The organism is Deinococcus metalli (assembly GCF_014201805.1).
Lineage (GTDB): Bacteria > Deinococcota > Deinococci > Deinococcales > Deinococcaceae > Deinococcus > Deinococcus metalli.
The window spans coordinates 32995-57523 of the sequence record NZ_JACHFK010000002.1; the positions used below are offsets into that span (position 1 = coordinate 32995).

Below are 24529 nucleotides of genomic sequence, written 5' to 3' on the forward strand. Positions count from 1 at the left end.
TCCCGTGGGGAGTCACCCATGACGCGGACGATCATGCAGGTCGTTCCCGTCACGTTCACATACCCGGTGCACTTCACCAACCGTCTCTTCGATCCGGCCCACCCGCTGCTGCAGCACACGCTGGCCGGCGCTGACCGCGCGAAGGTGCTGTGCGTGGTGGACGACGGTGTGCTCGCCGCCCACCCGCAGCTGGCCACGCAGATCGGCGCGTACTTCGCCGCCCACCCGGAGCTGCACCTCGTCGCGCCGCCGCTGCCGGTGCCCGGCGGCGAGCGCTGCAAACGCGACCCTGGGCACGTCGAGCGTGTGCGGGCGGCCATCAACGCGCACGGTATCGACCGCCACGCCTACGTCCTGGCGGTGGGGGGCGGCGCGGTGCTCGACATGGTGGGCTACGCGGCCGCCACCGCGCACCGGGGCGTGCGCCTCGTGCGCGTGCCGACCACGGTGCTGTCGCAGAATGACTCGGCGGTCGGCGTGAAGAACAGCGTGAACGCCTTCGGCAAGAAGAACTGGCTGGGCACCTTCGCGCCGCCGTACTCGGTGCTGAACGACCGCTCGTTCCTGACCACCCTGGAGGACCGCGACTGGCTGGGCGGCCTGAGCGAGGCGCTGAAGGTCGCGCTGCTGCGCGACGCCGCGTTCTTCGGGTGGCTGGAGGCGAACGCCCCGGTCCTCGCCGCCCGCGACCTGGGCGCGATGGACCACGCCGTGTACCGCTGCGCCGAACTGCACCTCGCGCACATCGCCACCGGCGGCGATCCCTTCGAGCAGGGGTCGTCGCGCCCGCTGGACTTCGGCCACTGGGCTGCGCACAAGCTCGAGAGCCTGAGCGGCTACGAACTCCGGCATGGCGAGGCCGTCGCGGTCGGGATCGCGCTGGACTGCACGTACGCCGCGCTCTCGGGTCTGCTGCCCGAGGAGGACTGGCGGCGCATCGTGAACGTGCTGCTCGCGCTGGGCCTCGCGGTCTACGTGCCGGAGCTGGGGGACGACCGGCAGGACGCCGCCGATCCCACGTCCGTCCTGAGCGGCCTGAACGAGTTCCGTGAGCACCTCGGCGGGCGCCTGACCATCGCGCTGCTGAGCGGCATCGGGCGGCCCCTGGACGTCCACGACATGAACCACGACACCCTGCGCCGCGCTGTCACGGTCCTGCGGGACGTACAGGCCGGCGTACCTACCACGCCCCTGCAAGGAGACCCATGGCTGCCCACGCCGACACCTGCCTGCTGACCCGGAAACAGCTCCTCGACCAGTCGTTCATGGAGCACCGCGCGCACCTGCTCGCCATCGCCGCGTTCCTCGACCGGCTGGAACGCGCGCAGGGGGCCGACAACGCCCCGGAAGACTTCCGGCTCACGGCCTTCCGGGACGCGCTGCACGAACTCACCTCGCCCGAGCCCGGCCGGGTGGTGCGGGCGCAGCTGCGGCTGAGCGACCTCGACCTGACGCTGCTGGACGAGCGCGACTCGCAGAGTGCCTTCGGGGCGTCCCGCCGCGCGGACGGCAGCCACGACGACCGCGCAGGAGCCGAACAGTGAACTACATCGACATGCACGCTCATATGGTCTCGCGCACCACCGACGACTACCACGCCATGGCCCTGAGCGGCTGCCTGGCCGTCACGGAACCCGCGTTCTGGTCGGGCCGCGACCGCCTGGGCCCGGAGGCCTTCGCGGACTACTTCGACCACCTCACGACCTTCGAGCCTGCGCGTGCGCGCGAGTACGGCATCGCGCACTACGCGTGGCTGTGCCTGAACCCCAAGGAGGGCGAGGACCGCGACCTGACGCGGCAGGTGCTGAAGATCATCCCCGAGTTCCTGCACCGGGACACGGTGCTCGGCATCGGTGAGATCGGCCTGAACCGCGTCACGCGCAACGAGCTGGCGACCTTCCTCGATCACGTGGAACTTGCGCTGGAGCACCACCAGCTCATCCACATCCACACGCCGCACCTGGAGGACAAGTACAAGGGCACGCGCGTGATGGTCGAGGCGCTGGCGAAGGACCCGCGGATCGAGCCGGGCCGCGTGATGATCGACCACGCCGAGGAGCACACCGCCGGGCTGATTCTGGAGCACGGCTTCTGGACCGGCGTGACCCTGTACCCCAAGACAAAGGCGTCCCCGGCCCGGGCCATCGACATGATCGAGGTGTACGGCGCCGAGCGCGTGATCGTCGCTTCCGCGTGCGACTGGGGTCCCAGCCAGCCGCTCGCCGTGCCGGAGTTCATCCTGGAGGCCCGCCGCCGCGGCCACGATGAAGAGACCATCAGTAAGATCGTGCTGGACAATCCCGAGCGCTTCCTGGGCCAGTCCCCGAAGTTCGTGCCGCCCCGCCGCGAGCGGGCCGCGGCCCGGGTGTAGGGTGCTCGTTCACGGCGCGCAGCTCACGTACTGCACGAACATCCACCCCGCCGAGGGCCTGGACGGCGTGCGGCGCAGCGTGGAGACGTATACCGTGCCCCTGAAGGCGCGGCTCTCGCCGGACGCGCCCTTCGGCGTGGGCCTGCGCGTCTCCGGCGTGGAGAGCTCGGAACTGCTGGAGGGCACGGCACTTGAGGACTTCCGGGCCTTCCTGGACGGGCACGGCCTGTACGTGTTCACGCTCAACGGCTTTCCCTACGGCCCCTTCCACGGGCAGGCCGTCAAGGCGCAGGTGCACGCGCCGGACTGGCGGCACCCGGAGCGCGTGGCGTACACCCTTCGCCTGATCCGCATCCTGGCGGCGCTGCTGCCGGACGGCATGGAGGGCAGCATCAGCACCAGTCCCCTCAGTTACGCCGCGTGGGTGGACGCCGCCGATCCGGAGACGTGGGCGACCCTGACGGATCACGTGGTGGAGGTCGTGGAGGCGCTCGTGCGGCTGCGGCTGGAGCGCGGTGTCTTCATCCACCTCGACATGGAGCCCGAACCGGACGGCCTGCTGCAGTGCAGCGCCGATCTCGCCGCGTTCTACCGGGAGCACCTGCTCACGCGCGGGGCCCAGGGCCTCGCCACGCGGCTGGGCGGATCGCTGGACGAGGCCCGCGCGCACCTGCGCGACCACTTCCAGGTGTGCTTCGACGTGTGCCACGTGGCCGTGATGTACGAGGAGCCGGCGGCAGCGCTGGCCGTGTACGCGGACGCCGGGATGCGCGTGGGCAAGATCCAGCTCAGCTCCGCGCTGCGCCTCGTGCTGCCGGACGAAGCGGTGGGCCGGGACGCGCTGGGCGCGGCGCTCGCACCCTTCGCGGAGGGCACGTACCTGCACCAGGTGATCGCCCGCACGCGCGCCGGCACCCTGCGCCAGTACCCGGACCTGCCGCCCGCGCTGGCCGAGCTGCACGACCCGGACGTGACCGAGTGGCGCGTGCACTTCCACGTGCCGGTGTTCCTGGAGCAGGCCGGGGCCTTCGGCTCCACCCAGGCCGCCATCCGCGCGACCCTGGACGCGCTGCGCAGCGACCTGGCGGACCGGCACCTGGAGGTCGAGACCTACACCTGGGACGTGCTGCCGGAGAGTCTCAAGCGTCCGCTGGTGGAGTCCATCGCGCGGGAACTGGAGTGGGTGCGGGATGTCCTCTAGCGCTGCGGTGCGGGCTGCCGGCCGCTGGCGGGGGCACCTGTCGCTGGCGCGCATCTCGAACGCCCCGACCGTCGTGACAAACGCCCTGGCCGGCACCGCCCTGGCCGGCGGAAACGCGGGCACCGCACTGACCGCCTCGGTGGCGATGGTGCTGTTCTACACCGCCGGCATGTACCTCAACGATCTGCTCGACGTGGAGATCGACCGCCGCGAGCGGCCCGAGCGGCCCCTGCCGTCCGGCGTGATCCCCCTGCCCGAGGCGTGGGCGGTGACGGCGCTGCTGTTCGCGGTGGGCGGCGGCCTGCTGCTGCTCGCCGGGGGCCGCGCGCCACTGGGCGGGCTGATCCTCACTGCGCTGATCGTGCTGTACGACGCGTGGCACAAGACCAATCCCCTGAGTCCGGTCGTGATGGGCGCCACGCGCGCCCTGGTGTACGTGACCGCCGCGCTGGCCCTGACGCCCACGCCCGGCGCGCCCGTGATCGTGTGGGCGCTGCTGCTCGCCGCGTACACCGCCGGCCTCACGTACGTTGCCAAGACCGAGGGCCGGCCCGTGAAGCCGCAGTCGTGGCCGGCGCGGTACTGGCCGGTCGCGCTGGTCGCGGCGCCCGTGCTGTACGTCGTGGTGGGCGGCATCGCGTGGCCCGTGTGGCTCGCGGCCCTCGTTCTGGCCGCGTGGATCATCCACTGCCTGGGCTTCGTGTACGGCCCGCAGCGCGCCATCGGCGGGGCCGTCGGGCGGATGATCGCGGGCATGTGCCTGCTGGACGCCGCGGCGCTCGCCTCCGCCGGCGCGTACACGTGGCTGCCCGCCGCGTACGCCGCCTTCGTGCTGACCCTCTGGGCCCAGCGGCACATCAAAGGAACGTAACATGCCCACTCCACACCCGCCCACCTCAGGAACGCCCCGCGTGGCCGTCGTGAACGTCGTCGGCCTGACGCCCGACCTGCTGCCGCACCTGCCGCGCCTGCGTGCCTTCGCCGAGCGGGGCGCCGTCACCCCGGTGGCGCCCATGCTCCCGGCCGTCACATGCTCCGTGCAGGCCACCTACCTCACCGGCGAGTGGCCGAGCACCCACGGCATCGTCGGGAACGGCTGGTACTTCAAGGACGAGTGCGAGATCAAGTTCTGGCGGCAGTCCAACCACCTGATCCAGAGCCCCAAGCTGTGGGACGCGCTGCGCGCCCACGACCCCAGCGCGACCATCGCGAACGTGTGCTGGTGGTACAACATGTACTCCAGCGCCGACTACACCGTCACGCCGCGCCCCATGTACCCCGCCGACGGCCGCAAGCTGCCCGACTGTTACACCCAGCCGATGGAGCTGCGCGACGACCTCCAGGCGAAACTCGGCACCTTCCCGCTGTTCAGCTACTGGGGCCCGAACGCGAACATCACGTCCAGCGCGTGGATCGCCGAGGCGGCCAAATACATCGACGCGAAGTACGCGCCCACCCTGAACCTCGTGTACCTGCCGCACCTGGACTATGGCCTCCAGCAGCACGGGCCGGACCCCGCCGCCCTGACGACGCAGCTCGCCGAGATCGACGGCGTGGCCGGCGACCTGATCGAGTACTACGAGCGCCGGGGCGTGCAGGTCATGGTGGTCTCGGAGTACGGCATCGAGCGCGCGTGGCGGCCCGTACACATCAACCGCGCGCTGCGGGAGGCCGGACTGATCTCGGTTCGGCGCGAGGTCGGCCACGAACTGCTGGATGCGGGCACCAGCGCCGCCTTCGCTGTGGCCGACCACCAGGTCGCGCACGTGTACGTGAACGACCCCACCCGCGCCGCCGAGGTGAGGGCCCTGCTCGAAGCCCTGCCCGGCGTGGCCGAGGTGCTGGACGAAGGGGGCAAGCGCCGCCACCACCTCGACCACGACCGCGCGGGCGACTTCGTGGTGATCGCGGAAAGCGGCGCGTGGTTCACGTACTACTACTGGCTGGACGACGCCGTGGCCCCCGATTACGCCCGCACCGTGGACATCCACCGCAAGCCCGGCTACGACCCGGTGGAACTGTTCATGGACCCGCACAGCCCCGCCAAGCTGAACGCGGGCGTGGCCCTGCTGAAGAAGAAGCTGGGCTTCCGCTACCTGCTGAACGTGATCGGCCTGGACGCCTCGCTGGTGCAGGGCGCGCACGGCCGCGTGGGGGGCGACCCCGCCGAGGGGCCGCTGCTGATCACAGACCGCCCGGAACTGCTGCCGCGCCGGCCCCTGGTCGCGACCGACGTGTACACGGCCATCCTCGCGCATCTGGGCGTGCAGGTGCCGCAGCCCGTGTGAGGGCGAGCGCAGTCCGCTGACCGCGCGGGGCCGGAGGACGTGTCTCCGGCCCCGCGTTGCTGTGCTGTCCGAAGTCTGCTCAGCCCAGCGCGACGACCCGCCCCTCGTGCCGCGCCCGCTCGGCCGCGAAGACCATCAGGTGGCTCTCCAGCGTCTCCTGCGGCCCGCTCAGGATCAGCGACGGATCGTCGTGTGCCACGGCCGCCAGGAACGCCTTCATCAGGCCGTCGTCGCCGCCGCCGTGTCCGGACAGGATGCTGCCGTCGGAGGCGACGTCACTGTCCAGTTCAGTCGTGTCGCCGGTCAGGAAGTCATAGACGCGGATGATCTGGCTGTCGCCGTACAGCTCGCCGCGCGTGCCGAAGATACGGGTCTCGCGGCCGCGCGCCCGGGTGAAGGCCGTCATGGTGAAGGTGGCCGTGACGCCTCCAGCGAACCCGAAATTCACGACCTGATGGTCCACGACGTCGTTGTCGCAGGCGTATACGCAGCGGCCGTACGGCCCACGCGTCAGGGCGTCCAGCACGCCCTCCGGCGTGAAGTCGGTGGTGACCACGTTCAGCGGCCAGCCGGTGTTCCCAGCCTCCAGCTGCCCCAGGTAGTAGCGGGTCGCGGAGTACGGGCAGCGCTGCTCGATCTCGGGCGGGCACGTCACGCAGCGGTCGGACGCGCCGGGCGGCTGGTCCCCACGCCGGAAGTGCTTCAGGCTCCCGAACGACGACACCCGCTCGCACGGCAGCCCCACGACGTACCGCAGCCAGTCGAGGTCATGGCAGGACTTGGCGAGCAGCATGGGACTGCTGTGCGCCTCATTGCGCCAGTGCCCACGCACGAAGGAATGCGCCTGGTGCCAGTATCCGACGGGTTCCAGGTGCTCCACCGACACGATGTCCCCGATGGTGCCCACGTCCAGCACCCGGCGCAGCGCCTGGGTGTACGCCGTGTAGCGCAGGACGTGGCACACGCCGAGCATCACGCCCGCCGCCCCGGCCGCCGCCACGATGCGCCGGCAGCCGTCCTCGTCGGGGGCCATGGGTTTTTCCAGCAGCAGGTGGTAGCCCAGCGCGGCGGCGGCCTCGACCGGGGCCACGTGGTCGGCGTCCTGGGTGGCGATCACGGCGATGTCCGCAAAACGGGGCGCGGTCAGCGCACTCTGCCAGTCGGCGTACACCCTCTCCGGCGGCAGGCCGTACGCCCGAGCGAACGCCTCGCGCCGCGCCGCGTCGGGCTCGGCCACACCCACCACCACGCCCTCGTCCGGATGCCGCCGAACGTAGTCGGCGTAGGTGCCGCCGCGGCTGCCGGCGCCCAGGATCAGCAGCCGGGGCGGACGGCCGTGCTCGAAGCTGTTCATTGCGTGCGTCATGGAACTCCTGCAGTCGGGGCCGACGGCAACGATCCGCCGGGCCACTTGTCGTTCGTGGTCTTGACTCCGCTCACGAGGGCGGGACGACATGAACCTGCGGCAGCAGCGAGCGCGCCACCGCCGCGTCGAAGCGCAGCGGGCCGCCCAGCAGGGCGTTCGCACTGCCTGCCGCGACCGCCAGACGCAGGGCGTCCGGGATGGTCTCACCGGACTGCCGGGCGTACAGGAACGCGCCCAGCAGCGAGTCGCCGCTGCCCACGGGGTTGCGCACCTCAACGTGCGGCGCCGCCACGACACAGACTTCCGCGCCGATGTACGCGGCACCCTCGGGTCCACGGGTCAGCAGCACGGGCACGCCGGTGCGGGCGTACAGCTCGCGGGCGGAATCCACGGTACCGTGCCCAGTCAGGGCCTCCAGCTCGTGCTCGTTGGGCTTGATCAGACTCGCGCCGCTCTCCAGCGCGGCGTGCAGACCGGGGCCGCTGGAATCCACCGCTGGCCCGTCCAGGGCGCGCAGCATCGCCCGGAAGGCGTCGAGCGGCGTGCCCGGCGCAAGGCTGCCGCACACGGCCACCGGTCCGGCCGGCAGCCGCGCGAGCAGGCGGGCCACCGCGTCCGGCTGGTACATCGGCCCCATCTCGTTGATCTCGGTGGGGTGGTCGCCGCCCTCCTGTGTCAGGATGTGGCACTCGCGGGTCTCGCCCTCCACGTCCTCCAGCACGCCGTGCAGGCCCTCGGCGGCCAGCAGGGCGCGGAAGTGCGCGCCGTTATGGCCGCCCACCACCCCCGCCACGCAGGTCTCGCCGCCCAGCGCCCGCACGATCCGCGCGAGGTTCGGGCCCTTCCCGCCGGCCGCAACCGTGACCTCCGGTACGCGGTGGAGCCGCCCCGGCATGAGCGGCCGGTCCAGCCGCAGCGTCCGGTCGAGGCTGAGGTTGGGGGTCAGCGCGACGATCACGCGCGGCCCGCTCCGCCCAGCAGCGCGATGTACGTCTCGGCGCGGGCCTGCATCGCGCGGCGGCCGGCGTCCAGGTACGCGCGTGGGTCCTTCGCGCCGGCGCCCAGCGCGTCCCGGACCGCGTCCGTGAAGGCCAGGGTCAGGTCGGTGGCGAGGTTCACCTTCGCCACGCCCGAGCGGGCGGCCTGCGCGAGCTGGGCCTCGGGCACGGAACTCGCGCCGTGCAGCACCAGCGGCAGCGGCGTGGCGGCGGCCAGGGCGTCCAGCCGCGCGAAATCCAGCTGGGCGTCCTTGTGCTCGTGCTTGTGGGCGCTGCCCAGATCGACCGCCAGCAGGTCGCAGTGCGCGTCCTGCGCGAAGCGGCCCAGGTCGGCCGGGTCGTGGCGCTCGCCGCGCCGCCCGCCCTTCTCGACCACCTCGTACTCGGCCTCCAGATACCCGCCGCCCGCGTGCGCCATGCGCGCCAGCGGCCACAGCAGCGCCGGGTCGTCGCCCTCCAGCATCACGCCCTCGAAGCCCAGGCGCAGCGCGTCCAGCGCCACCTCGGGCGTCTCGGCGTGGTCGAAGTGCAGGATCACCGGCACGTCGGCTTCCGCTTTCAGGCTCAGGCCCAGCGCCGCCAGGTGGGCCAGCCCGGCATGGCGCGCGGCATTCTGCGAGATCTGCAGGATCACCGGCGCACGCTGCGCACTGGCCGCGCGCACCACGGCCTGGGCCGTTTCCAGGTTCACGGCGTTGAAGGCCGCGACCGCGTAGCCGCCGGCCCGCGCGGCGCGCAGCACCGACATGCCGTCCGTGCGGAACCTCGTCGCGGCGCTCACGCGATGGTCACGACCTTGGTCAGCCAGCGGGGCGCGGTGGTGTCCAGCCCCTTGGCCTGCGCGACGCACTCGCCCAGCATCTGCAGGGCCGGCAGGACGGTCACGGCGCGCTGCATGGCGGTGCCCTGCACGTCCAGCGTCAGGTCGCCCGGCACGCCGAAGCCGATCACGCGCGCTCCCTTGCTGCGCAGCTCGCCCACCAGCGTCGCTTCCGCCTCCACACTGCCGGGGTGCGACAGCAGCACGATCACCGTGCGCTCGTCCACCAGGCTGACCGGGCCGTGGCGGTACTCCATCGGGTGGTACGCCTGCGTGTAGGTCAGGCTCATCTCCTGGAGCTTCAGCGCGCCCTCCTGGGCGATGCCGTACAGCTCGCCCGCGCCCAGGAACACGAAGTGCGTCCGGCCCGCGATCACGTCCGGGAAGGCCGTCTGCGCGTGTTCCAGCAGCGCCTCGGCCGCGCGGATGTTCTCGTCACCGTACGACAGACCCGCCAGCCGCAGCCCGGTTAGCAACATCAGGCTGGCCGAGGACGTCATCACGATGCCCTCCTCCGGGTGCGTCGGCATGTACAGCACGGTGTCCGCGTGTGTGGTGAGCGAGGAGCCGGCCTCGCAGGTCAGGGCGGTGACGCGCTGGCCGCGCTCCTGGCTGGCGCGGGCGGCCTGCACCGTCTCGGTCGACTCGCCGCTGCGCGAGAACGCGATCACGTGTGGGCGCGTGCCGGCCGGCGTATATGCGTCCGGGTGCGTCAGCCACTCGCTGCCGGGCACGGCCAGCGCGGGCACACCCGCCACGTTCAGCGCGGCGGCCACGCTCTGCGCGATGTAATACGAGGTGCCGCAGCCCAGCAGGACGTGCGGTTCGGTGCCATGCAGGGCGGCGGGCACGGCGGCTCCCCGCCAGTACGGAAATTGTTCGGTGATGCTGCGAAGGGTCGGATTCATACGTGCTCCTGGGCGCGTGGAACGGAACGCTGGGTCATGCTCGTGTCGGTCGATAGGGCGGAGGAGAGGACCGCGAGCGCCCACGCGGGCTCGTGCCCGGCGCGGGTGGCGGCGTGATAGAGCGCGCCGCCCAGCGGCGGCAGGGCGGGCGCGGTGGGTTCGCAGGCCAGCTCGCGCACCAGCGCGTCGCGCAGCGGGCGGCTGGCGGTCACGCTGCCCGCGTAGCTCCATGGGAGCGACGGCGCGTCGAGCTGGGCGCGTACCGCGTGGACGTGCCGGGCGAGTTCGTGGGCGGCCGACTGGAGCAGCGCGAGCGCCGTGGCCTGCCCGGTAGCGGCGAGCTGGTCCACCGTGCGTGCCACAGTCGCCACCCCGGAGCGCACATGCGCCAGCCCGTGGTGCCACTCCAGCAGGCGCTCGGGCGTGACCTTGCCACCCAACAGCGGGCACAGCAGGTCCTGCGCGAAGGCCGCGTCGGGGTGGCGGCCGTCCAGGGCCTGGCTGGCGAGTGACAGCGCGGCCCGGCCGATCCAGTACGCGCTCCCCTCGTCGCCGAAGCCGTCGCCCCAGCCGCCGGCTCGGACGTGGCGGGCACCGTCACTGGCCCACGCCATCGAACCCGTGCCGGCCAGCAGCAGGGCGCCCACGCCGTCCGGGAAGGCGCCGACAAACGCGGCCTGCACGTCGTTCATGGTGCTGTGCGGCACGCCCAGGACGCTCCGGCAGACCTCGTCCTGCTGCGCGGTGATCGCCGGGGACTCGCCGTAACCGGGCAGGCCCAGCGTGGCGTGGGCCAGCGGCCCCGGCGCCGGGTGCGCGGCCAGGAAGGCGGTGAGGTCCGCCGCCCAGCCTGGCCGGTCGAAGGGATTGATGCCCGGCGCGGTGTACGGGCCGGACACCTGGCCGCCCGGGCCCAGGTACGCCAGCGCCGTCTTGCTGCCGCCGCCGTCCAGGCCGAGAATCCAGGTGTCCGCCGTCATCACTTGCTCTGCTTGAGCAGGTCCGCCATGCCGGCGGACGCCTGCGAGATCGCGTCCGGCAGCTTGGCGTTGCCGGTCCACGCGAGGTTCAGCTTCTGGTTCAGCACGGTCAGCACCTCCGGCAGGCTCTTCAGGGAGCGCAGGTTGGCGTTGATCACCACCGAGTTCGGAAGCTGCGCGAACACCGTCTGCGCGTTGCGGCCCGGCAGGGCGGCGAGGTACTGGGACTTGTACGTCTCGGCCAGGGTGGGCAGCAGGCCGCGCTGCGCGAGCATGCGCTGCGCCTGGGTGGAAGTGTTCATCCACGTGACGAACTTCTGCGCGGCGGCCGCGTTCCTGCTGCCCTTGGGAATCACCAGGGCGTGCGCGCTCACCACCGGGCGGGGCGCCCGGCCGTCCACGCTGGGGAACGGCGCGAAGGCCCAGTCCAGATCCTTGTTCTGGTCCCACGTCGAGACCATCCAGCTGCCCTGCACCAGAATGCCCATCTGGCCGGCCAGGAACATCTGGTAGCCCTGCTGCGTGGACGCCTGCGGGCCGGGCGAGACCTTGTCCTTGTAGATCAGGTCGAGCAGCATTTGCGACGTCTTCTGGAAGGTCGCGTCGAGGTTCGGGGCATAGGTGTCGCCGGTCTTCTTGATCAGGCCCTGGCCGCCCGCGCCGTAGTAGAAGCTCATGCCGTATTCCAGGTCGGCCTGGAGGTCTGCGCCGTTGATGCCGTAGATCTGCTTGCCGTCCTTGGTGAAGGTCAGCTTCTTGGCGGCGTCGAGCATCTGGGCATACGTCCACGTGGTCGTGGGAATCGGCACGCCGCGTTCCTTGAAGAGAGAGCGGTTGATGTACACCGTGACCGGCTGCGGCCCGAGCGGCACGCCGTACAGCTGGTTGTTGACACGGTACGGCGCGGTGCGCGTGGCCGGCAGCAGCGCGGCCGTCTTGGCGTCCAGCGTGATCGGCGAGAGCGCGCCCTGCGACTGGTAGAAGGGGAAGTTGTCGAGGTTCATCCACATCACGTCGTAGGTGCTGCCGCCGGCGACCATCGCGGCGGCCTTCTGCCAGTACACGCCCCACGGCACCAGGTTGTACTTCACGGTCACGTCCGACTGGGACTTGTTGAAGGCGGCGATCAGGGCCTCGTCGGCCTGCTGGCGGGTGCCGTCCCACGTGGCGTAGTCGATGGTGGTGGCGGCGCGGGCGGTGGCGGCGGACAGGGCGGCGAGCAGGAGCAGCGTTCTGGTCATGGTGGAGCCTCCGGTGCGGGAACGTGGACGGGACGTCGTGGGCATCAGCCTTTCAGGCCGCTGGTGATGGCGGCGTCGGTGAGGTAGCGCTGGACGAAGAGGTACGCGATGACGGTCGGCAGCGTCGAGAGGGTCGCGCCGGCCATCAGCACGGGGATATTGACCGTGAACTGGTTCTGGAGGCTCAGCAGCCCCACCGAGAGCAGCATCTTGTCGCTGCTCTGCAGCACGATCAGCGGCCAGATGAACGACTGCCAGTTGCCCAGGAACGAGAACAGCCACGCGGCGGCGATGGCGCCCTTCGCGGCGGGCAGGGCCACGTGCCGCAGCGCCGTGAACCACGAGCCGCCGTCGATCAGGACGCTTTCCTCCAGCGACCGGGGCAGCGAGCGGAAGAACTGGAACAGCAGGAAGACCGTGAAGCCGCTGGCGATACTGGGCACGATCAGCGCCGTGTACGAGTCGTACCAGCCGAGGGCGCGGATCAGCAGGAACACCGGGATGATCGTCACCTGCCACGGAATCATCAGCGACAGCAGGTGCGAGCCGAACCACAGGCCCTGCCCCGGGAAGCGCAGCCGGGCGAAGGCGTACGCGGCGGGCGCGGCCGAGAGGATGTTCAGCGTGGCGATCAGCACGCTCGTCCAGAACGAGTTGAAGAACATCTTGCCGAACGGGATGGTCGCGAAGAGCTGCGTGAAGTTGGCGACACTCCACTCCGCGGGCAGCCACACCGGCGGCCACGTGTACGCCTCGGCCGGGGTCTTGAAGGCGGTCAGGATCATCCACGCGAAGGGCAGCAGGATCGCCAGCGCCCCCAGCGTCAGGAACGCGACCAGCGCGGCCTGTGCGCCCTGCGTGCGGACCCGGATGGACGCGTCGCGCCTGTCGGCGGTGCCGGCCGCACTCCGCAGCGGTTCAGACCTGGTCATAGTTCACCCACCGGTTCTGGGCGCGCCACTGCACGACCATCAGCACGATCAGCACGGCGGCGAGCAGCCACGCCAGCGCCGAGGCGTAGCCCATCTTGAAGAAGGTGAAGGCCGTCTTGTAGATGTACAGCGCGACCGTGGTGCTGCTGTCGCCGGGGCCGCCATTCGACAGCACCAGCACGGCCTCGAACACCTGCAACGCCCCGATCAGGCTCAGGACCAGCACCAGGAACACCGTGGGGCTGACCATCGGCAGCGTGATGGAGCGGAAGGCCTGCCACGGCGTCGCGCCGTCGAGCTGCGCGGCTTCGTACAGGTCCTTCGGCACGCTGGCGAGGCTCGCCAGGAACAGGATGATCCCCTGCCCGGAGCCCTGCCACACGCTGAACACCGCGACCGCCGGCAGCACCCATGTGGGCGAGCCCAGCCAGTTCGGGCCGTGGACACCCAGCCACCCCAGGATCAGGTTCACGAGGCCCTGCGGCGCGAGCAGCACCTGCCACAGCAGCGCGACCGCTACGCCGATGGTGACCATCGGCAGGTAATACACCGTGCGGAACACCGTCCTCAGCCACCCGGCCCGCAGGTTGTTGATCCACACCGCCAGCGTCATGGAGATCACCACGCCGGTCGGCACGGCCAGCAGCACGTACAGCAGGGTGTGCGACAGGGCTGACGTCGCCCGCGAGTCCTGGAGGGCGGCGGCGTAGTTCTGCACGCCCACGAAGTTCGGCTGACTCAGGCCGCCCCAGTCCGTCAGCGAGATGCCCAGCGACGCCGCGATGGGCAACACGGCGAACACCACGATCCCCAGCGTGCTGGGCAGGATCAGCAGCAGGGCCAGCAGCGTTTCCTGGCGGCGCATGGGCGAGACGCGGGCCCGGCGCCTGGACGAAAGAAGGGGAGAAGTGGCCTGCATATCACCTCCTGGCCGGACAGGGCCGGTCGAGCCTCACGGATTGACCTCAAGGATTTCATCCAGGTTGATGGTCGAGACGAAGGGAATGAAGTTGTAGCTCTTGGCCCGCTGGTAGTCACGGGTGATCACGTCGGTCTGGCTGGCCTGGGCGTAGTCGAGCGCGAGCACCACCAGACCGCGCTTGCTGAGGTTCTCCACGAAACTGGGATCGCCGCTGACGCTGCCGTAGGTCTTCTTGCCGAAGTCGTAGCCGCTGGAGAAGTTCTCGAACATCACGGCGTCGATGCTGCTCGAGGTGTCGTTCAGCAGCGCGAAGCCGCGGTTCTGCACCAGCACGGCGTCCGGATACGTGGCGCGCAGGTCCTCGACGATCTTGACCAGGCCGGGCGCGATCTTGGGGTACAGGTCGGCGGTGTCCAGCGTGTCCAAGAAGAAGCCGTCAAAGCCGCGCTTCTTCAGGGCCGCGGCCTGCTCCTTGATGATCGCCTGCCACCCGGACTGCGTGGCGTCGATGAATTTCGAGCCCCAGTTCTTGTTCTCGCCCAGAATCCACGCGGGCTGGACGCGGCCGGCGTACGCGCTGTTCTTGTCGAGTTCCCCGATGGTCAGGTACGAGATCACGCGCGTGCCGTTGTCGTGCAGGGCCTTCATTTGCGCGTCGGTCACGGTGTAGGGCTGCACGATGGCGAGGTCGTAGTTTTTCAGCTTCTCAACGTCAGCGGCCTTCTTGCCGTAGTACACGGAATACGACCCGATGTCCGACACCCGGCTGGTGATGGGCGCCCCGGCCGGTGACTTGCCGAGGGCCGCGCTGATCGACTGCGCGAGGGCCGCCGGGTCGCCGGGCTGCTCTACAAAGGTCAGGTAGCCGTAGTTGTTGGGCGAGTTGAAGTCCCCGCCGACCGGCCACAGCGGGTACTCGGCGGCCTTCTGGTGCTCGCGGCCGACCTTCAGCGCCCACACGTCCCCGGCTCCCGCCGCGGGGAAGGTGGCGCTGTTCAGCGGTATGGCGAGTTCCAGCACCCAGCGGCTCTGCTCGATGCGTCCGGCACTCTTGTAGTCGGTGGTGGCGGTGTAGGCCTTGAAGCGCGTGCCCGCCGGGTTGATGGCGAAGTGGGCCTCGGCGGGCACCTTGGCGTACGGGGTCGTGCGCACGAACAGCTCCATCACGTCGTCGTTCCACCACTCACCCGCGTCCTGCGCGAGCTTGGCGACCACGGTGTCCTTGGGCTGGTCGAACACCCCCAGCACGTACAGGTTCTGCGCGTCCCACGCCACCGAGTAGTACCCGGCGTTCTTCACGGGCACGCTGGGCACGCCGTTGCTCTGGATCACCGCGTATTTCGGCAGGCCGTCCCACTGCCCCAGGTCGCCGCCGATGGTGATGGTCTTGTGCACGGCCTGGGCCACGCTGGTGGGGGGCACCAGTCCCGTCTGGGCCGAGGCGACGGAGGCGAGCAGGGACGCGGTGAGCAGGGCACGCTTCATGAAGTCCTCCCGAGTGGCACGACGGTGGCGGCCACGTTCAGTTCGGCAAGCCGCGTCTTCCACGCGGCGTCCAGACGGCTGTCGGTAATCAGGGTGTGGGCGGCCGTGACCGGCGCGACCGCGTAGGGGGCGCTGTCTCCGAACTTGCTGGAGTCGGCCAGCACGATGGGCTGCGACGTGCGGCCGATCATCACGCGGTTGAGGCTCGCCTCGGCGGGGTTGAGGGTGTACATGCGGGCGTCGTCGCGCACGGCGCTGGTGCCCAGGTACAGCTGGTCGAACCACAGCTCGCCCAGCATCTGCTCGGCATACGGCCCGACCATCGACAGGTTCTCGTTGCGCAGCTGGCCGCCCAGCAGGTTCACGCTGACGTTCTCCACGTTCACGAGTTCCTGCGCGACCGCCAGCCCGTTCGTGAACACGGTCAGCGGCAGGGGTTCCAGCCGCAGGCGCCGCGCGAGTTGCAGCACGGTCGTGCCGGCATCCAGAAACACCGTCGTGTGAGGACGCAGCAGCCCGAAGGCGACCTCCCCGATGGCCCGCTTGGCCTCGACGTGGTCCTGTGCCCGTGCCTGGAAGGCGATTTCCGGCCCGGCGCCGTCGGCCAGGCGGGCGCCGCCGTGCGTGCGGGTCACGATGCCGTTTTCCTCCAGCCGCTGGAGGTCGCGCCGGATGGTGACGATCGAGGCGCCGGTCGCGTCGGCGAGTTCCTCGACGCGCGCGAAGCCGTTGCTGTAGAGGTGGTGCTGGATTTTGTTGATGCGGTCAGACTGCATCGGTCTCCTTATGGCCGCGGGGAACGCGGGCCATGGCATGAGCGGCCGGTTGGTGCCGGCGCTCCCTGTGATCGATGCGATCACCATAGCAGGCGAAGCGAACAATAGCAACCAAAATCTAGATCGTTTTTGGTCGAACTGAGGTTTAGGTAGATGTAGGTCTGATACCTGCCGGGCCATGAGCGGGGTGGGGAAGCATCGAATAGACGCTGACCGTGCACACTGGCATCATTCTCAGAGGGCAGGGCCACGCTGGGAGCCTCCTTAAAACGATCAGAATCGATCATAGAGAGGGGTCGGTTGAGCCTGGTCGTGCCCTCCCTTGCCGCCGCCTACGCATGCTGCTTCCCTGGGAGTGGGGGCGGATTACGTCACACCCGGTCAGTTCTCGCCCGACCTTGGTCCGTGGTGGAGCCGGCCGGGCAGGCGTGTAATGGGGGCGTCGGAGCATCACCTGTGCGCTGCCCGGTCGGGACGGCGCGCCCACTTCACGCCCGGAGGTTCACCATGAACAAACGTGTGCTCGTCGGTTCCCTCGCCGGTCTGGGGCTGCTCGCCGCCGCCCTGCCGTCCCTCGCGCAGTCCACGCCGGCCCCGGCCGCCGCCCCCACCGCCGTCACGATGAAACTCATGGAATGGACGATGGGCATGGACATGACGCCCATGAAGGCCAAGGGACCGGTCACGTTCAACATCGAGAACGTCGGGAAGTTCCCGCACGCCCTCGCCATCGAGGGCAAGATCGGCGGTCAGGACTTTGAGCTGTCCACCGTCGTCCTGAAGCCCGGCGAGAAGACCAGCCTGACCGTCAACCTGCCGGCCGGCACGTACACCGTGTACTGCCCGGTCGGCAAGCATGAGGAACAGGGCATGAAGGCCGATCTGGTCATCGAGTAGCCCCCACGCCGCGCTGCCGGGCGGCCGGACCACCGTCTCCCCCTGCGTCCCCATCCCCGGAGGTGAGGGTGGTCCGGCCGCCACGCGTCATGCTGGGGGCATGAACCCGGACGACATCCTGGTGATCGGGGCAGGCCCGGCCGGGCTGGCGGTGGCCGCCTGCCTGCACGCAGCCGGTCTGCCCTACACGCTGGTGGAGCGCGAGGCGCATGTGGCGGCCACGTGGCGACGGCACTACGACCGGCTGCACCTGCACACCACCCGCGACCTCTCGACCCTGCCACACGGACCCTGGCCGACGGGCACACCCACCTACCCGTCACGGGAACAGGTCGTGGCCTACCTCGACGCCTACGCCGCGCGGCACGGCATCTCGCCGCGCGTGGGCGTGACCGTCGAGCACGTCCGGCGCGACGGTGACCGCTTCACCGTGCGAACGGACCGTGGCACCCTCACGCCGCGCGTGGTGGTGTTTGCCACCGGCACGAACGCTGTGCCGGTCAAGCCGGACTTCCCCGATCTGGAGAACTTCGCGGGCTCGGTCACGTACGCCGCCACCTACCGCAACCCCGCGCCGTACGGCGGGAAACGCACGCTGGTGGTCGGCAGCGGGAACTCCGGCGCGGAGATCGCTCTCGACCTCGCCGAGCACGGTGTGGAGGTGTCCATGGTCGTGCGCGGCCCCGTGCACGTGGTTCCCCGAGACGTGTTGGGGCGGCCCAGTCAGGCGACCAGCATCCTGCTGTCACGCCTGCCCATCGACGTGCGCGACCGCATCGTGGGCACCGTGATGCGCCTCGCCGTGGGCGATCTGAGCCGCTACGGCATCCGCCGCCCCACCCGGGGCCTGAACCGCACCATCGTGGAGGACGGCCGTATTCCGATGCTGGACATCGGTACGGTCCGCATGATCAGGGCCGGGCGCATCCGCGTGTTGCCCGCCGTGCAGCGTGTGCACGCCGCCGACGTGACCTTCGCGGACGGCCGGACGCTGCCCTTCGACGCTCTCATCCTCGCCACCGGCTACCGACCCGGCCTGGAGGGCGTCATTGACGGGTATGGTGCCCTCAGCGACGACAGGGGCCGGCCCCGCGTGAACGGCGGGCTGAGCGGCGCTGAGGGTCTGTACTTCGTGGGCTACGGCATCGCGCCCACCGGCGTGCTGCGCACCATCGCGCAGGAGGCGCCGAGGGTCGCGGCACTGGTCAAGCGCGACGTGTCGGCGTGACCCGGCCGACTCGCGGCAGTCTTCGGTGCGGGTGAAGGGAGGGCATCACTCCCTCCACCTGTGCACTCAGACCGCCTGAACCTCCGACCGCGCGTGTACGTGCTCGCCGCCGATCCACACGCCCGCCACGTCCGCCGGTGTGCCGGTGGCGAAGGCCGCCGCCAGGGCGCGTTCGGGGCTGCTGGCGTGGCGGAATACGGCGTCCAGCGGTGTGCCGGGCGCGGGCGACAGGTGCACCGCGTCGAAGGCCTTGCCGACCTCGAACGATCCGGTCTGGCCGTCCAGATCGAGCGCCCGCGCGCCCGCGAGCGTGGCGAGGTACAGCAGGTGCGTGGGCGTCAGCGGCACGCCGTCCGGCATCAGGTTCTGCATGAAGTGCGCCTGCAGCCCCTCCTTGAGCAGCGAGAAGCCGGTGCCGCCGCCCACGTCGCTGCCCAGCGATACGGGTACGCCCGCGTCCAGATGACGGCGCAGCGGGAAGAAGCCGCTGCCCAGCGCCGAGTTGCTGCACGGGCAGTGCGCGGCCGTGCAGTGGTGGGTGGCCATCACGCCCAGCTCGCGGTCGCTGGGCCAGACGTTGTGCGCGAGCACGCTGCGCCGGCCGACCAGCCCGGCCTTCTCGTAGGTGTCGAGGTAGTCGCGCGCGCCGGGGAACAGGTCCCGCACCACCTCGATCTCGCGGCCGTTCTCGTTGATGTGGGAGGTGAAGCGCACGTCCGGGAACTCGCGCATCAGGGCGGCGCAGGCCTCCAGAATGCCCTCCGACGCGCTGAGGCTGAAGCGCGGCGTCACCGCGTACAGATTCCGGCCCACGCCGTGCCAGCGCAGGGTCAGGGCGCGGCCCTCGGCGTACGCGCGTTCCGGCGTGGTGTGCAGTTCGTCCCGCAGCAGGCGGTCGCTGACGACCAGACCGCTCACGGCGCGCAGGCCGCGCCGGGTGGCCTCCTCGAAGAAGACGTCCACCGCGCCCGCGATGTGCGAGCCGAACACCAGCGCGGTCGTGGTGCCCGCTTCCAGCAGGCCGCCCACAAAGTCCCGCGCCACGCCGCGCGCGTACGCCACGTCGGCCATGCGGGCCTCCTCGGGCAGCGCGCACTGGTCCAGCCAGTCGAGCAGCGGCAGGCCCAGGCCGCCGATCACGCGCACCTGCGGGTAGTGCACGTGCGTGTCGATGAAGCCCGGCAGCAGCAGGCCGCCGCGCAGGTCCGTCACGGGCACGTCCGGGTGGGCGGCGCGCAGGTCGGCGTACGGGCCGGCCGCGCGGATCACGCCGCCGTCCACGAGCAGGCCGCCGTCATCGTGTGCGTGCAGGGCGTCGGCGTCCGTGAAGGGGTTGGTGGGCGTGTGCAGGATGGTGGCGCGGTAGAGGGTCGGGGAAGTCACGGTGTCCTTTGTGGGGCCGCGCTGGGCGCGGACTGGAGGTGGGGAAGGAGTTGCGCGGCGACCGCCAGCGCGATCACGGCCGGGTGCTTGCGCTGGGGGCCGGTCATGAGGTCTGGCAGCCCCACGGGCGTGGTCACGCGCGCCAGGGCGTCCGGCGGGTGGCCCAGGGACCGGAGCTGGCTCTGGAAGCGCGTCCACTTGGCCCGAGAGCCGATCAGGCCGAGGAAGCCCAGGTCGGTATGGCCCAGCTCCGGGCGGCGCAGCGCCGCGTCGATCACGGCGGCGTCCTCGGCGTGGTCGTGCGTCATCACGATCACGTGCGCCCCGGCGGGCAGGTCGTGCAGGACCAGTTCCGGGATGGGCGCGTGGTGAATATGAACTGTGGCGACGGCGTCTGCCAGCGGAGCCAGGCGCTCCGGCGAGAGCTGGGCTTCGCGCGAGTCCACGAGGTGCAGGTGCAGCGGCAGCCGCGCGAGCACCCGGGCGAGTTCCAGGCCCACGTGCCCCACCCCGAAGACCGCCACGTGCGCCCGCGCGGGCACCAGCGGCTCGAGCAGCAGCGTGACCTCGCCGCCGCAGCACTGCCGGCCGTGCTCGTTCACGGCGTGATCCGTCAGGCGCAGCGTCAGGAGGTCCGGCGTGGTGGCGCCGCAGCTCAGCAGGACGCGGGCGCGCTCCACGGCCGTCGCCTCCAGGTTGCCGCCGCCCACGCTGTCCCAGGTCTCCGTGGCCGTCACCAGCATCTTCGCGCCGGCCTCGCGTGGGGTGTGGCCCCGCGCAGCCGCCACCGTGACCAGCACGCCCGGCTCGCCCCGCTCGTACAGGGCGTTCATCGCTGCGCGCCATGTCATGGCGTGGCCGAGCATCGGTGCTCAGTCATCGGCCGCCACCTCCGCGCCCGTGCGGGCGAGGTCCAGCGCCCAGTACACGGCTTCCGGCGTGGCTGGGCTGCCCAGCAGGGTGGAGCGGCCACCCGGCCCGAAGGCGGCGCAGGCCTCGCGCAGCGCCTCGCGCACCGAGATCGCCAGCATCAGGGGCGGCTCGCCCACCGCCTTGCTGCCGTACACCACACCGGTCTCGGTGGCGCGCTCCAGCAGGGCCACGTTGAAGACGTCGGGCAGTTCGCTGAAGCTCGGGAGCTTGTAGGTGCTCGCGGACCGCGTCTGGAGCCGGCCCCGGCCCTCGCCGCTGGACTCGTCCCAGCGCAGTTCCTCCAGGGTCAGCCAGCCCGCGCCCTGGAGAAAGCCGCCCTCCACCTGTCCCAGGTCGATCAGCGGCGACAAACTGTCGCCCACGTCGTGCAGCAGGTCGGCGCGGCGCACGCGGTACGCGCCGGTGAAGCCGTCCACCTCGACCTCCGACACCGACGCGCCGTAGCTGAAGTATTTGAAGGGCTCGCCCTGCATCGCCACGCGGTCCCAGTGCAGGCCCGGCGTGCGGTAGAAGCCGGCCGCCCACAGCGGCGTGCGGCGGTGGTACGCGTCGTGCACCAGCGCGGCAAAGTCCATGCCCCGTTCCGGGTGCCCGATGGGGAAGACGTGGCCCGCCTCGAAGCGCACGTCGTCGGGGTGGACGCCCAGCGTGCCGGCCGCCACCTCCGAGAGCCGAGCCCGGATCTGGTCGCAGGCGTCCTTGACCGCCCCGCCGTTCAGGTCGGCGCCGCTGCTCGCGGCCGTGGCGCTGGTGTTCGGCACCTTGTCCGTGCGCGTCGGGGCCAGCCGCACGCTGGAGAGCGGCACGCCCAGCGCGGTCGCGGCCACCTGGATCATCTTGGTGTGCAGGCCCTGGCCCATCTCGGTGCCGCCGTGGTTGATCAGCACCGAGCCGTCCTTGTAGACGTGCACCAGCGCGCCCGCCTGGTTGTACGCGGTGAAGTTGAAGGCGATGCCGAACTTCACCGGCGTGACACTCAGGCCCCGCTTGCGGTGCGGGTGCGCGGCGTTGAAGGCGGCGACCTCGGCCCGGCGCGTGTGGAAGTCGCTGCGCTCCAGCAGCTGTGCCCACAGGTCATGCAGCCGCTCAGCGTGGCGCACACTCTGGCCGTAGGGCGTCGCCTCGCCTGGCCGGTAGAAGTTCCGGGCGCGCAGCTCGTGCGCGTCCAGCCCCAGCAGCGGCGCGACCCGGCCCAGAATGTCCTCGACGACCAGCATGCCCTGCGGTCCGCCGAAGCCGCGGAACGCCGTCTGGGACGTCTTGTTCGTGTGGGCGATCCGGCCGTGCGCCTCGACGTGCGGAATGAAGTACGCGTTGTCGAGGTGGCACAGCGCCCGCGCCATCACCGGCTCGGACAGGTCGAGGCTCCAGCCGCCGTCGCTGGTCAAGGTCACCTGAAGGGCCGTGAACCGTCCCTCGGCGTCGAAGCCGGCCTTCCACACGGCGTGGAAGGGGTGGCGCTTGCCAGTCAGGGTGAGGTCGAGCGTGCGGTTCAGCCGCAGCCGCACCGGCCGGCCGGTCAGGGTGGCGCCCAGCGCGGCGATCGCGGCATAGCCGTGCGGCTGCATCTCCTTGCCGCCGAAGCCGCCGCCCATGCGCAGACACTGCACTGTCACGGCGCTGGAGGGCAGACCCAGCACGTGCGCGGTGATCTCCTGCGTCTCGCTGGGGTGCTGCGTGCTCGAGTGGATGAAGACCTGCCCGGCCTCGTCCACATGCGCCAGCGCAGCGTGCGTCTCCAGGTAGAAATGCTCCTGCCCGCCGATGTCGAACTCGCCCTCGAAGGTGTGCGCGGCCTGCGCGAAGCCGACCGCCACGTCCCCACGCCGCAACGTGGACTGCGCGCCCTGGAAGGCCCTGGCGTCAATGGCCTCGCGCACGGTGATGAGCGACTGCAGCGGCTCGAACGTGACCTTCACCGCGGCCGCGCCGAGCCGGGCCGCATCCTCGCTGTCGCCCAGGACCCAGCACACCGGGTGCCCGTGGTACATCACCTCGGACGGAAACAGCGGCTCGTCGCCCTTCACGCCGGCGTCGTTCACGCCCGGCACGTCGGCGGCGCTCAGCACCCGTACCACGCCCTGCACGTCCAGCGCGGGCATGGTGTCCAGGCCCGTTACGCGGGCGTGCGCGTGGGGCGACTGCACCGGCCATGCGTGCAGCAGCCCCGCGAGCCGCACGCCCAGGTCGTCGGTGTACAGCGCGTGCCCCGTCACGTGCAGGGCGGCGCTCTCGTGCGGGATGGCCTCGCCCACGGGCGCGTGGGCCGGACGTTCGTGCAGGCTCATGCCGTCACCTCGCTCGAGTCGAACCAGAACTTTAGCAGGCTCTGCTCCAGCATGGCCGCCCGGTAGGCAGCGCTCGCGCGGTGATCCGACAGCGGCGTGCCCGTCCGACCCAGAATACGGGCCGCCCGGCGCACCGTCGCTTCCGTCCACGGCTGCCCCTCCAGCGCGGCCTCGGCCTCGTGGGCGCGCAGGGGCGTGGCCGCCACGCCGCCCAGGCCGATGCGGGCGTGCGTGACCACGCCGCCCTGCACGTCCAGCGCGTAGCCGACCGCCACGCTGGAGATGTCGTCGAAGCGGCGCTTGGCGATCTTGTGGAACGCGGTCAGCGGTGCCAGCGGCCGGGAAACGCGCACCGCCGCGATGAGTTCGCCTGCCTGCCGCACGGTCTGCCGGTAGCCGGTGAAGTACTCGCTCAGGGCCACCTCGCGCCCGCCGTCCGGGCCGACTAGGAGCACCGACGCGTCCAGCGCGAGCAGCACGGGCGGACTGTCTCCGATAGGCGACGCGGTGCCCAGGTTTCCGCCCAGCGTCGCGGAATTGCGGATCAGGCGCGACGCGAACTGCGGGAACCACGCCGCGAGCAGCGGCACGCGGCCGCCCAGCCGGCGTTCCAGCTCGCTCAGGCTCAGGCCCGCGCCCAGCAGCACGGCGTCGTCCGTCACCTCGAACCGCCGCAGTTCCGGCAGGTGATCCACCGCGACCACCACGTCCGCCCGCGCGTGGCGCAGGTTGACGTCCACGTTCCAGTCCGTGCCGCCCGCCAGCACCTTCGCGTGGGGATGCGCGGCCAGCAGGTCCAGCGTTTCTCGCAGGGTTGCGGGGCGGTGAAATTCGCCGTCGGCGGCTTTGACGTGTGTGGTCGCCACGGCGGGTGCCGGCTGCGACCGCCGGGAGGCCAGCGGATCACCGTCCTCTGGCGTGCCCAGGGCGTGCGCGGCGTCCTGAATGGGGCGGTAGCCGGTGCAGCGGCACAGGTTGCCGCTCAGGGCGTGGATGTCAAAGCCGTTCGGCGCGCCGTGCTGCCCGGCCTCGCGGTCCGCGCGGTAGTACTCGGCGGCCATGCTGACCACGAAGCCCGGCGTGCAGTACCCGCACTGGGAACCGCCGCGCACCGCCATCTCGCGCTGGGCCGGGTGCAGGTGCTGCGGGCTGCCCAGGCCCTCGCTGGTCACGATCTCGCCGCCGTCCAGCGCGGCCAGCGTGAGCAGGCAGGCGTTCACGCTGTCGAGCCGCGTGTTCCCCCGGCCGTCGTCCCGGGCCACCAGCACCGCGCACGCGCCGCACTCGCCCTCGGCGCATCCTTCCTTGCAGCCGGTCAGGCCCTCGGCGCGCAGCCACTCCAGCACGGTCGTGTTCACGGCCGCGCCCGCCCGCCTGGGCGCGCCGTTGACGGTGATCGTCACGTTCTCCACCTTCCCTCCGTGTCCACTTGGGACGGAACACCCGGCGTCCACGCCCGTCAGCCTGGCGTGCCAGGGACGGACGCATGGTTCACGCCGGACGCGGTGTCGG

Annotated in this window: 22 protein-coding genes; 8 read left to right on the forward strand and 14 right to left on the reverse strand. The window is 71.0% G+C overall.

From position 1 onward, the window contains the following. The first annotated feature begins 18 nt into the window (after nt 1-18). Genes HNQ07_RS05325 through HNQ07_RS05350 form a run of 6 tightly spaced genes read left to right on the forward strand, consistent with a single transcriptional unit; the run spans nt 19 to nt 5860 of the window. On the forward strand, nt 19-1236 hold the full coding sequence (locus HNQ07_RS05325) for a 3-dehydroquinate synthase (RefSeq protein ID WP_184109913.1): 1218 nt from the start codon (nt 19-21) through the stop codon (nt 1234-1236). Further along, nucleotides 1206-1544: a hypothetical protein gene (locus HNQ07_RS05330; RefSeq protein ID WP_184109914.1), complete on the forward strand. Its 339-nt coding sequence runs from the start codon at nt 1206-1208 to the stop codon at nt 1542-1544. The genes HNQ07_RS05325 and HNQ07_RS05330 overlap by 31 nt, the downstream gene beginning before the upstream one ends. Next, complete coding sequence (locus HNQ07_RS05335) at nt 1541-2371, forward strand: TatD family hydrolase (protein WP_184109915.1); 831 nt, start codon at nt 1541-1543, stop codon at nt 2369-2371. The genes HNQ07_RS05330 and HNQ07_RS05335 overlap by 4 nt, the downstream gene beginning before the upstream one ends. 1 nt (nt 2372) lies before the next feature. Beyond that, nucleotides 2373-3572, forward strand: a complete 1200-nt coding sequence (gene eboE, locus HNQ07_RS05340) for a metabolite traffic protein EboE (RefSeq protein ID WP_229831865.1) — start codon at nt 2373-2375, stop codon at nt 3570-3572. Continuing rightward, the gene (locus HNQ07_RS05345; protein WP_184109917.1) at nt 3562-4443 is read left to right on the forward strand and encodes a UbiA family prenyltransferase; all 882 of its coding nucleotides are present in this window, start codon (nt 3562-3564) and stop codon (nt 4441-4443) included. The genes eboE and HNQ07_RS05345 overlap by 11 nt, the downstream gene beginning before the upstream one ends. A gap of 1 nt (nt 4444) precedes the next feature. After that, entirely contained in the window at nt 4445-5860 is a 1416-nt protein-coding gene (locus HNQ07_RS05350) for an alkaline phosphatase family protein (RefSeq protein WP_184109918.1), read from the forward strand. A gap of 79 nt (nt 5861-5939) precedes the next feature. Here the strand turns inward: HNQ07_RS05350 and HNQ07_RS05355 are convergent, their stop codons facing one another. The 10 genes from HNQ07_RS05355 to HNQ07_RS05400 form a co-directional block, all read right to left on the reverse strand. Next, on the reverse strand, nt 5940-7226 hold the full coding sequence (locus HNQ07_RS05355) for a Gfo/Idh/MocA family protein (RefSeq protein ID WP_221274805.1): 1287 nt from the start codon (nt 7224-7226) through the stop codon (nt 5940-5942). 70 nt (nt 7227-7296) lie between these two features. Then, nucleotides 7297-8184 carry a 1-phosphofructokinase family hexose kinase gene (locus HNQ07_RS05360; protein ID WP_184109919.1) on the reverse strand — a complete coding sequence of 296 codons (888 nt, stop codon included), beginning with the start codon at nt 8182-8184 and terminating at the stop codon, nt 7297-7299. Beyond that, a complete protein-coding gene (locus tag HNQ07_RS05365; protein WP_184109920.1) occupies nt 8181-9005 on the reverse strand; it encodes a class II fructose-bisphosphate aldolase in 825 nt (274 codons plus the stop codon). Before HNQ07_RS05365 ends, HNQ07_RS05360 begins: the two co-directional genes overlap by 4 nt. After that, a complete protein-coding gene (locus HNQ07_RS05370; RefSeq protein WP_184109921.1) occupies nt 9002-9952 on the reverse strand; it encodes an SIS domain-containing protein in 951 nt (316 codons plus the stop codon). The genes HNQ07_RS05365 and HNQ07_RS05370 overlap by 4 nt, the downstream gene beginning before the upstream one ends. Then, nucleotides 9949-10932, reverse strand: a complete 984-nt coding sequence (locus HNQ07_RS05375) for an N-acetylglucosamine kinase (protein WP_184109922.1) — start codon at nt 10930-10932, stop codon at nt 9949-9951. Before HNQ07_RS05375 ends, HNQ07_RS05370 begins: the two co-directional genes overlap by 4 nt. Then, on the reverse strand, nt 10932-12173 hold the full coding sequence (locus HNQ07_RS05380; protein ID WP_184109923.1) for an ABC transporter substrate-binding protein: 1242 nt from the start codon (nt 12171-12173) through the stop codon (nt 10932-10934). Before HNQ07_RS05380 ends, HNQ07_RS05375 begins: the two co-directional genes overlap by 1 nt. A 44-nt stretch (nt 12174-12217) precedes the next feature. Continuing rightward, entirely contained in the window at nt 12218-13105 is an 888-nt protein-coding gene (locus tag HNQ07_RS05385; protein WP_184109924.1) for a carbohydrate ABC transporter permease, read from the reverse strand. Then, complete coding sequence (locus HNQ07_RS05390; RefSeq protein WP_184109925.1) at nt 13092-14024, reverse strand: carbohydrate ABC transporter permease; 933 nt, start codon at nt 14022-14024, stop codon at nt 13092-13094. The genes HNQ07_RS05385 and HNQ07_RS05390 overlap by 14 nt, the downstream gene beginning before the upstream one ends. 33 nt (nt 14025-14057) lie before the next feature. Continuing rightward, nucleotides 14058-15512 (reverse strand): endo alpha-1,4 polygalactosaminidase, encoded by a 1455-nt coding sequence (locus tag HNQ07_RS05395; protein ID WP_184109926.1) that lies wholly within the window; start codon nt 15510-15512, stop codon nt 14058-14060. After that, entirely contained in the window at nt 15509-16288 is a 780-nt protein-coding gene (locus HNQ07_RS05400) for a DeoR/GlpR family DNA-binding transcription regulator (protein ID WP_184109927.1), read from the reverse strand. The genes HNQ07_RS05395 and HNQ07_RS05400 overlap by 4 nt, the downstream gene beginning before the upstream one ends. A gap of 507 nt (nt 16289-16795) precedes the next feature. On the opposite strand from HNQ07_RS05400, the gene HNQ07_RS23965 reads away from it, so the two are divergent. Together HNQ07_RS23965 and HNQ07_RS05410 are read left to right on the forward strand one after the other, a co-directional pair. Beyond that, on the forward strand, nt 16796-17185 hold the full coding sequence (locus HNQ07_RS23965) for a plastocyanin/azurin family copper-binding protein (RefSeq protein WP_229831864.1): 390 nt from the start codon (nt 16796-16798) through the stop codon (nt 17183-17185). Between the two features lie 100 nt (nt 17186-17285). After that, nucleotides 17286-18413 carry a flavin-containing monooxygenase gene (locus HNQ07_RS05410; protein ID WP_184109928.1) on the forward strand — a complete coding sequence of 376 codons (1128 nt, stop codon included), beginning with the start codon at nt 17286-17288 and terminating at the stop codon, nt 18411-18413. 66 nt (nt 18414-18479) lie between these two features. Here the strand turns inward: HNQ07_RS05410 and guaD are convergent, their stop codons facing one another. From guaD to HNQ07_RS05430, 4 genes are read right to left on the reverse strand one after another with little or no spacing between them, the layout of a single operon-like run. Then, nucleotides 18480-19796 (reverse strand): guanine deaminase, encoded by a 1317-nt coding sequence (gene guaD, locus HNQ07_RS05415; protein WP_184109929.1) that lies wholly within the window; start codon nt 19794-19796, stop codon nt 18480-18482. Next, the gene (xdhC, locus tag HNQ07_RS05420) at nt 19793-20647 is read right to left on the reverse strand and encodes a xanthine dehydrogenase accessory protein XdhC (RefSeq protein ID WP_184109930.1); all 855 of its coding nucleotides are present in this window, start codon (nt 20645-20647) and stop codon (nt 19793-19795) included. Before xdhC ends, guaD begins: the two co-directional genes overlap by 4 nt. A gap of 21 nt (nt 20648-20668) precedes the next feature. Continuing rightward, complete coding sequence (xdhB, locus tag HNQ07_RS05425; protein WP_184109931.1) at nt 20669-23017, reverse strand: xanthine dehydrogenase molybdopterin binding subunit; 2349 nt, start codon at nt 23015-23017, stop codon at nt 20669-20671. After that, entirely contained in the window at nt 23014-24420 is a 1407-nt protein-coding gene (locus HNQ07_RS05430) for a xanthine dehydrogenase small subunit (RefSeq protein WP_229831863.1), read from the reverse strand. The genes xdhB and HNQ07_RS05430 overlap by 4 nt, the downstream gene beginning before the upstream one ends. Nucleotides 24421-24529: the final 109 nt, after the last annotated feature.